General features: G+C 65.0%; 6 protein-coding genes and 1 pseudogene. 2 read left to right on the top strand and 5 right to left on the bottom strand.

Going from position 1 to position 7,337, the window contains the following annotated elements:
- Window positions 1-371, bottom strand: a 371-nt coding sequence (locus VMR39_RS07950) for a pyridoxal-phosphate dependent enzyme (protein WP_325415436.1), incomplete at its 3' end; no start/stop codon positions are given.
- Between the two features lie 98 nt (window positions 372-469).
- Between VMR39_RS07950 and VMR39_RS07945 the strand changes: the two genes are divergently transcribed.
- Together VMR39_RS07945 and VMR39_RS07940 are read left to right on the top strand one after the other, a co-directional pair.
- Window positions 470-1,339 (top strand): NAD(P)-dependent oxidoreductase, encoded by an 870-nt coding sequence (locus VMR39_RS07945; RefSeq protein WP_325415435.1) that lies wholly within the window; start codon window positions 470-472, stop codon window positions 1,337-1,339.
- Window positions 1,336-3,054 carry an amidohydrolase gene (locus VMR39_RS07940; protein ID WP_325415434.1) on the top strand — a complete coding sequence of 573 codons (1,719 nt, stop codon included), beginning with the start codon at window positions 1,336-1,338 and terminating at the stop codon, window positions 3,052-3,054. The genes VMR39_RS07945 and VMR39_RS07940 overlap by 4 nt, the downstream gene beginning before the upstream one ends.
- Before the next feature lie 53 nt (window positions 3,055-3,107).
- On the opposite strand, the gene VMR39_RS07935 is transcribed toward VMR39_RS07940, so the two are convergent.
- From VMR39_RS07935 to VMR39_RS07920, 4 genes and pseudogenes are all read right to left on the bottom strand, one after another.
- The gene (locus VMR39_RS07935; protein WP_325415432.1) at window positions 3,108-4,850 is read right to left on the bottom strand and encodes an MFS transporter; all 1,743 of its coding nucleotides are present in this window, start codon (window positions 4,848-4,850) and stop codon (window positions 3,108-3,110) included.
- A gap of 2 nt (window positions 4,851-4,852) precedes the next feature.
- Window positions 4,853-5,599 (bottom strand): FkbM family methyltransferase, encoded by a 747-nt coding sequence (locus tag VMR39_RS07930; RefSeq protein WP_325415431.1) that lies wholly within the window; start codon window positions 5,597-5,599, stop codon window positions 4,853-4,855.
- The gene (locus tag VMR39_RS07925; RefSeq protein ID WP_325415430.1) at window positions 5,596-6,741 is read right to left on the bottom strand and encodes a glycosyltransferase family 4 protein; all 1,146 of its coding nucleotides are present in this window, start codon (window positions 6,739-6,741) and stop codon (window positions 5,596-5,598) included. Before VMR39_RS07925 ends, VMR39_RS07930 begins: the two co-directional genes overlap by 4 nt.
- Window positions 6,738-7,337: pseudogene (locus VMR39_RS07920) on the bottom strand (hypothetical protein); the annotation flags it as partial. The pseudogene VMR39_RS07920 and the gene VMR39_RS07925, both read right to left, overlap by 4 nt.

Here is a 7,337-nt window from a genome sequence, read left to right as displayed (position 1 = left end):
CGCGTCTGCGTCACCTTCACGATCGGAGTCGTCGTTGGCATCACAATCGTGACCGGCACGCCCAGACGCTTGCCATGATAAGCAAGACCTTGCGCATGATTGCCGGCGGACGCGCCGATCACGCCCTTCGCCTTCGACGCTTCATCCAGTTGCAGCAGACGATTGAGTGCGCCGCGTTCCTTGTAGGCGGCGGTAAATTGGAGATTTTCGAACTTCAGATAGACCTTGCAACCAAGCATGTCGGAGAACGTCTGGCTAATCAGCGTCGGCGTCTTGACGATCGCACCCGAAATTCGGGTGCGTGCGGCAAGGATATCGTCGACGGTGACAGGCAGCGGCAGCGCGCTTTCGATCTTGGTTAGCGTGTTCATGGCGACGCCCCCTAAACGAAAATTGCGGGTGAAGAAACTGGCACTGTCGGAAAACTGGCCTTATGGCAGGGGTGCACGCACGAAATGTACGAGGCTTGATGGCTAGGATCGCGTTTATCGGCTTGGGAATCATGGGTGGACCGATTGCGGGCCATTTGGCGCGGGCGGGCCATGATCTGACGGTCTACAACCGCTCCATCGGCAAGGCGAAGAGCTGGGCGGAAGCCTATGGCGGCGAAGTGGCGATCAACCCGGCCAAGGCGGCCGAGGATGCCGAGATCGTGATCAGCTGCGTCGGTACCGACGATGACCTGGCGCAGGTCACGCTGGGGCGCGAGGGCGCCTTCCGCGCGATGCAGCCGGGCAGCCTGTTCATCGACCATACCACCGTATCGGCGCGGATCGCCCGGCAATTGTTCGTCGAGGGTGAGAGCCGGGGTATCCACAGCGTTGACGCGCCGGTATCCGGCGGACAGGCCGGGGCGGAAAATGGTCGCCTCTCCATCATGTGCGGCGGCAGCGAGCCGGCCGTCGCAGCCGCCAATCTTGTGATGCAGGCCTATGCCGCGCGCATCGTCCATGTCGGCGGCGCGGGCGCGGGGCAGACCACCAAGATGGTGAACCAGATCTGCATCGCCGGCGTGATCCAGGGTCTGGCGGAGGCGATGCGCTTCGCGCAGGCGGCGGACCTCGACCTCGACGTCGTATTTCAGGCGATATCCGGCGGCGCGGCGCAGAGCTGGCAGATGGACAATCGCTGGAAGACGATGGCGCAGGACGAGTTCGACTTCGGCTTTGCCGTCGACTGGATGCGCAAGGATCTGGGCTTGGCGCTGGAGGAAGCGCGGGCCAATGGCTCCACCTTGCCGGTGACGGCGCTTATCGATCAATATTATGCCGATGTGCAGGCCATGGGCGGCCATCGGCAGGACACCAGCGCACTGGTGCGGAGAATTACCCGAGCATGACCCAATTTCTGTCTTCGAGCGCGCTGAAGAGCGCCGCCCTGGCGCTTGCGCTCGCTCCCCTGCCCGCGCTTGCATCGGGCGTGATCGACAATGTTAACGGCATCGCGCTCGATGCGAACGGCAGGATCGTTCATTTCGGCGCTCTGATGATCGACGATGACGGCAAGGTCGAGAAGCTGATCCCCGGCCGTTACGAAGAGCCGGAATATAAGCCAAAGAAGCCCAAGCGTGGCCAGCCCTGGCCCGAACGACCCAAGGGACCGACGTTCAAGCTGGACGCGGGCGGCAAGACGCTGATCCCCGGCCTGATCGACGCGCATGGCCATGTCATGGGTTATGGCCTGTCGCTCATCACGCTGGACCTGTCGGACACAACCTCGCTGGCACAGGCTCAGGAGAAGATTCGCGCCTATGTCGCCGCCAATCCGGGGCGCAAATGGATCATTGGCACGGGCTGGAACCAGGAAAGCTGGGGGCTGGGCCGCTTTCCTACCGCAGCTGAACTGGACGCGGCGGTCAGCGACATTCCGGTCTGGCTGGAACGCATCGACGGCCATGCAGGCTGGGCCAACAGCGCCGCTATCCGCGCGGCCGGTGTAACGGCAACGACCAAGGCGCCGACGGGCGGCCGGGTCGAGATGACGGCAGGCAAGCCGGCTGGCGTCTTCGTCGACAAGGCGATGGACCTGATCCAGAAATTCGTGCCGCCGCCCGCGCCCAAGGATCGTGACCTCGCGCTGGAAAAGGCGCAGCGCGCGCTGCTGTCGATGGGCATCACCGGCATCGCCGACATGGGCACCAGCATCGATGACTGGCAGGCGTTCCGCCGGTCGGCCGATCGCGGTGCGCTGCGCGTGCGGATCATGTCCTACGCCTATGGCCTCGACAACATGGTACTGATCGCCGGGCCGGAGCCGACGCCCTGGCTCTATGACGATCATCTGCGCATGGGCGGGATCAAGCTGCTGCTCGACGGCGCGCTGGGATCGCGCGGGGCATGGCTGAAGGCCGACTATGCCGACGCGCCGGGCCAGCGCGGCCTCAACATGATTCCCGGCACGCAGTTGCGCAATATCATGAGCCGCGCGGCGATGGACAATTTCCAGATCGCCGTCCACGCCATCGGCGACGCCGCCAATGGCGAGATCCTCGACGCGATCCAGGAACTCAACGACACCTATAAGGGCGACAGGCGCTGGCGCGTCGAACATGCCCAGATCATCGACCCGGCCGACCTTTCGCGCTTCGGCCCGCTGGGCGCAATCGCGTCGATGCAGCCGGTGCATGAAGCATCGGACTGGCGCATGGCGACCGCGCGCGTGGGCGAAGCGCGGCTCAAGGGCGCCTATGCCTGGAAGACGATGCTCGACAATCGCGTGCCGCTGGCCTTCGGGTCGGACGTGCCGGTGGAAAGCCCCAACCCCTTCCCCGGCATCGCCGTCGCCATGAGCCGCGAGGATGCGAAGGGCGAGCCGGCGGGCGGCTGGATGCCCGAACAACGGGTGAGCTTCGAGGCGGCGCTGGACGGGTTCACCCGGCAGGCTGCCTATGCCGGCTTTGCCGAAAAGAAGTTCGGCAGCCTGATCCCCGGACAGCGCGCCGACTTCCTGCTGATCGACCGCGACATCAGCGCTGCACGCCCGGCGGATATCCGCCAGACGCAGGTGCTGGAAACCTGGATCGGCGGCAAGCGGGTCTATGTGAAGGGGCAATAGCCCCTCCTCCGTCATTGCGAGCGAGCGTAGCGAAGTGCTACGCTCGTTCCCCATCACATCGCGTTGTCGGCGGCGTTCAGCGCATCCTCGAACGTCTCGGGCAGCGGCGGCTGGACCGGCTTGTCGCAGCCCACATCCTTCATATGGGCGCGCAGAGCGTCCATGCGGCCGAGATTCCAGCGCGCCAGCGGCACGCCCAGCGGACGGAACTCCGCGCGGTCGAACAGTTCGACCACATAGGAACCGCAGAGCATGTCCACCTGATCCAGCGTCAGCATGCCCAGGTTCATGACCATCGGCTTGCCCGGCACGCCGTTGCGGCCACGCACCAGATCGGTGACATAAAGGCCGCCGCGCGGATCGATCAGCACGACGTCGGCCTGGCTCGAATCGATCAGTTTGTGGCTCGCAGCATAGGGCGCGACAAATTCATGCGTCCGCCAGACCAGGAAGGCGCTCGACAGCGCAGTGATGACGACGCCGATGAAGATCGGCCGCATCGCGCCTTCGGGTCGGAACCGCGCCCATCCCAGCCCTGCGAGCAGGCAGAAGGGACCGATGAAGCCATGCGCGTATCGGAAGCCCCATCCATAGCCCTGCGCCAGCGCCAATACGCAACCCGCCAGACAGCCGAGCGCAAGCGGCAGCGCGATCTCCTGCCCCCGGATCATCGTCCGGAACCGCATCGCCGCCATGCCCAGCATCGCCAGCGGCACCATCAATATATTGTTCCACGCGACATAGCGGCTGATGTTCACCAATGGCTGCCACCGGTCGCCCAGCCGCTCGAACAGGCTTCCCACCTTGTCGGCGACACCGGCCGAAGGGCGCACATCGGCTGGCGCGCCCAGCGCATGAAGCAGGAAGCCAGGCCATAGCTTCGCCCAGACGATCACGATCGCGACCAGCGTCAGCGCGTGGAAAGCCGCGACGGCCCAGCGCCGCGCCAGCAGCATCCACAGGATGAACGGCGCGATGAAGATGGGCGGGAAGTGCCATTGGTGCAGCCCCGCCGCGATCAGCGCGACGACGCCCGCGCTCAGATGACCAACCACGCCGCCGCGCAGCACCAGCGCGAGCCAGATCATGTTGAGCGCGAAATGGCCGGTCATGGCATAGGGGGTCATAGCCGTGACCCAGAGCTGGCTGGACGAGAAGCCGAGCAATATCGTCACCCATACCGCATCGGGCCGGTCGGGCATCAGGTGCAGCGCCACGCGCCACAGCGCAAACAGCCCTGCCATCAGCAACGCCGGCCCTGCCAGATTGGGATCGCCCAATTGCCAGAAGATCGCCTGGATCGCGCTGTTCACCGGCAGATAGGCGGCGGTCCAGTAGTCGGCCGCGCCGAAGGGCGAGAAGAATTCGGGCATGATCGCCCGGCGGTAGGGTTCCCATTCGACCGGGATCGGCCGGGCGAACAGCCCTTCGCGCATATAGGCGGCGGCGAAGCGCGCCACTTCCTCGTCCCGGCTGATCGCATAATCCTGGAACAGCGCATAATGGCCGGCCCAGGCGGCCATGCCGAGCAGCAGGATCAGCGGCACGACGATGCGCGCCGTGGGTCTGGGGAGCGTGAAGCCCTTCCCTTCCGCCCATGGCGCAGCGAGCGCCAGCAACAGCAGCGATCCCAGCAGCGCCGGAAAATCCTGATCCAGCAGCAGGATGACGGCAAGGCTGACCCCCTGCCGATAGGTCACATGCCAAAGGAAGGTCGCCCCCAGCCACAGCGCCAGACCGATCGCTCCCGCCAGAAACAGGCGGCGCGCGGAGACATGGCGAGCGAGCGCGTTCACGCTCAATCCTCGACCAGCGTCCGGTTGACGAAAATACCGTCCATTTCGACCAACAGCGGGAAATGCCCCTTGTTGTTGGCGAAGAAGGCGGAAGGGATGAAGCCGCGCGCCTCCAGCCAGTCGATCATCGCTCGATAGCCGGTGCCGCCTTCATAGATGGGACGGACGCCCAGTTCCGTCTGCACGCCCAGCATCTTGCCCAACACATCGCCCGCGCCTTCGCAGACCGACAGGTCATGGCCCTGCGTGTCCATCTTCAGGAAAGGCCGGGCAAAGCCATGCTGCGCCATCAGTTCGGGCAGCATGGTATCGAGCCGGCGGCATTGCATCTCCACCGTCTTTGTCACCTTGTTGCGATCGGCGAAAATGGCGTCCTGCTCGCCCGACGGCTTTTTCAGCGAACTGAACTGGTCGGCGGCCATGATGTTGAAACTGGCGGTGCCGTCGAAATCGGACAGCGCCATGTTGAACACATGCCAGTTGCGATCGGATGCAGCATGTTTCTGTAGCTCGGCGAACACGTCCGGGTTCGGCTCGAACGACAGGATCAGCCCCCTATAGCCCGCATCCTTGCGCACCATGGTCGCATATTGGCCGCGATTCGCGCCCACGTCGAACAGACAATCGACCGCAAAGGCCGACAGGAAGCGCTTGAGCGCCTGAACCTCTGGATATTGATGGACGCGGCCCGAAAGGGCGAGGCTCACGGCCAGCCTGCGATCGGCGAGTTCGCGCAGATAGCGGTTCATGCGCGCCCGGCCAGCACTTGTTCGTAGACGCCGATCGTCGCCACCGCCATATCCTTCCAAGACCCCATTTCTTCACCATAGGCCCGCGCCCGCGCGCCATGCTCCTGCCTGATGGCCGCGCTTTCGATCAGCGGCAAGAGGGCTTGGGCAAGGGCGGGCGCATTTCCCGCCGGTGCCCGCACCGCGACATCGTCCGGCAACTGACCGAACATGCCCGCGTCGGACGTCACCATCGCCTTGCCATGGTGCAGCGCCGACAGGAAGGCGCCGCTCGAATCGATATGGCGATAGGGGAAGACCAGCATGTCGGCACGCACCATATGTGCATCGAGCCGCCCTTCGGTCAGGAAACCGAAATCGGTGATGAGCCGGTCGGCGAAACCCGCCTGCGCCACGGCGTCGGTCAGCGGCGCGACGTCCATGAAGGGCTTGCCTGCCAGCACCAGCTCGAAACGATGTCCCGCACGCCAGAGCTGGACACAGGCCTCGATGAGCAGGTCGACGCCCTTGTAGGGACGGATCGTACCGAAGAAGAGCAGGCGCGGCATGGTCGGCATGGCGATGGCGGCCAGGTCTTGCGGGGACGCGGTAGCAAGGCGCATCGGCGGATGCGGCGTCACATGGATGCGCGCCGGATCGACGCCCTGCCCGACCAGAGCGTCGCGGGTCGTCTCGCCATGCACGACCAGCGCGTCGAACAGGTCGAGCAGCGCGCGATAGCCCCGCCCTTGAAGCCCCGCATCGGCATGGTAGGCATCGGCATTATGGACAGTGTGGACCAAAGCGGTCCGCCCCTTCAGCCGCTGGAGCATCAGCCGGTCGGCGGGTGCGAGCGGGAGCCACTGGACATGGACCAGATCTGCGGCGAGCAGCGGCCGGATGTTACCCAGCGCGCAGGCCAGCCCATATTCCGCCGCCTTGGCAAGGCGGAAGGCGCGCCCCTCGCCCAGCTTGTCGCGCAGCGCTTCGCTACGGCGGAAGAAATGCGGGAGATAGGCATAGCCCTGCGGCGCGATGGCGTCGGTGGCGCGCATCGGGCGGCCGAGCAGCGTCACCTCAGCCCCCTGCCCCGCCAGCGCTGCGCAGAGGCTGTCGTCATAGCGCCCGGTGAAGAGCGAGGGATCGAGCATCGCGATCTTCATGCGCGCAGCAGCCTCTTGAGCGACAGGAGATGCAGCCCCGCCACGCCCAGCAGCGTGAGGGCGTAGAGCGCAAGAAAAGCGAGGTCGAAGCGATCGGGCCAAAGCAGGAGAGCAAGCGGCGCACTCGCCAGCGACCCGGCGAGGAAGGGCAGCGATCGCGCCAACAACTGGCTGAATAGTCCCAGCGCCGCTTGCACATAGACAGAGATACAGAGAATGGTGAGCGCCGCCAGAGCAAGAATGATGAGGCCGATATCCGCTCGATCTAGTGTCGCGCGGCCGTCGAACAGGATCGCGAACAGCCGGTCGCCAGCCATCAGCAGCACCATCGCCAGCGCGAAGGCAAACATCATCGCCGCACCCAGCGCCCGCAACAGCAGTTGCCGCAGTCGGGCGTTGTCGCCGGCGTGAAAGGCGCGGGTGATGCGGGGCAGCGCGGCTTCGACCATGGCGCGCACCAGCATGGACAGCGACCTGGACATCTTGAAGAAGAAATCGAACACCAGCATCGGACGCGCATCCGACGTCATCGCCGCGATGGTGAAGTAGGGCGCATTATAGGCGATGATGTCCGACACAGTGAACGCCGCCGACGC

It is taken from the genome of Sphingobium sp., assembly GCF_035511395.1.
Lineage (GTDB): Bacteria > Pseudomonadota > Alphaproteobacteria > Sphingomonadales > Sphingomonadaceae > Sphingobium.
Note: the sequence above shows the minus strand (reverse complement) of the source record. Positions and strands in the feature narration are given on the sequence as shown.

Bases quoted from the DNA above. Each gene is read 5' to 3' on its own strand.
- VMR39_RS07945 (WP_325415435.1), top strand. From the start codon at position 470: ATGGCTAGGATCGCGTTTATCGGCTTGGGAATCATGGGTGGACCGATT.
- VMR39_RS07940 (WP_325415434.1), top strand. From the start codon at position 1,336: ATGACCCAATTTCTGTCTTCGAGCGCGCTGAAGAGCGCCGCCCTGGCG.
- VMR39_RS07930 (WP_325415431.1), bottom strand. From the start codon at position 5,599: ATGAACCGCTATCTGCGCGAACTCGCCGATCGCAGGCTGGCCGTGAGC.
- VMR39_RS07925 (WP_325415430.1), bottom strand. From the start codon at position 6,741: ATGAAGATCGCGATGCTCGATCCCTCGCTCTTCACCGGGCGCTATGAC.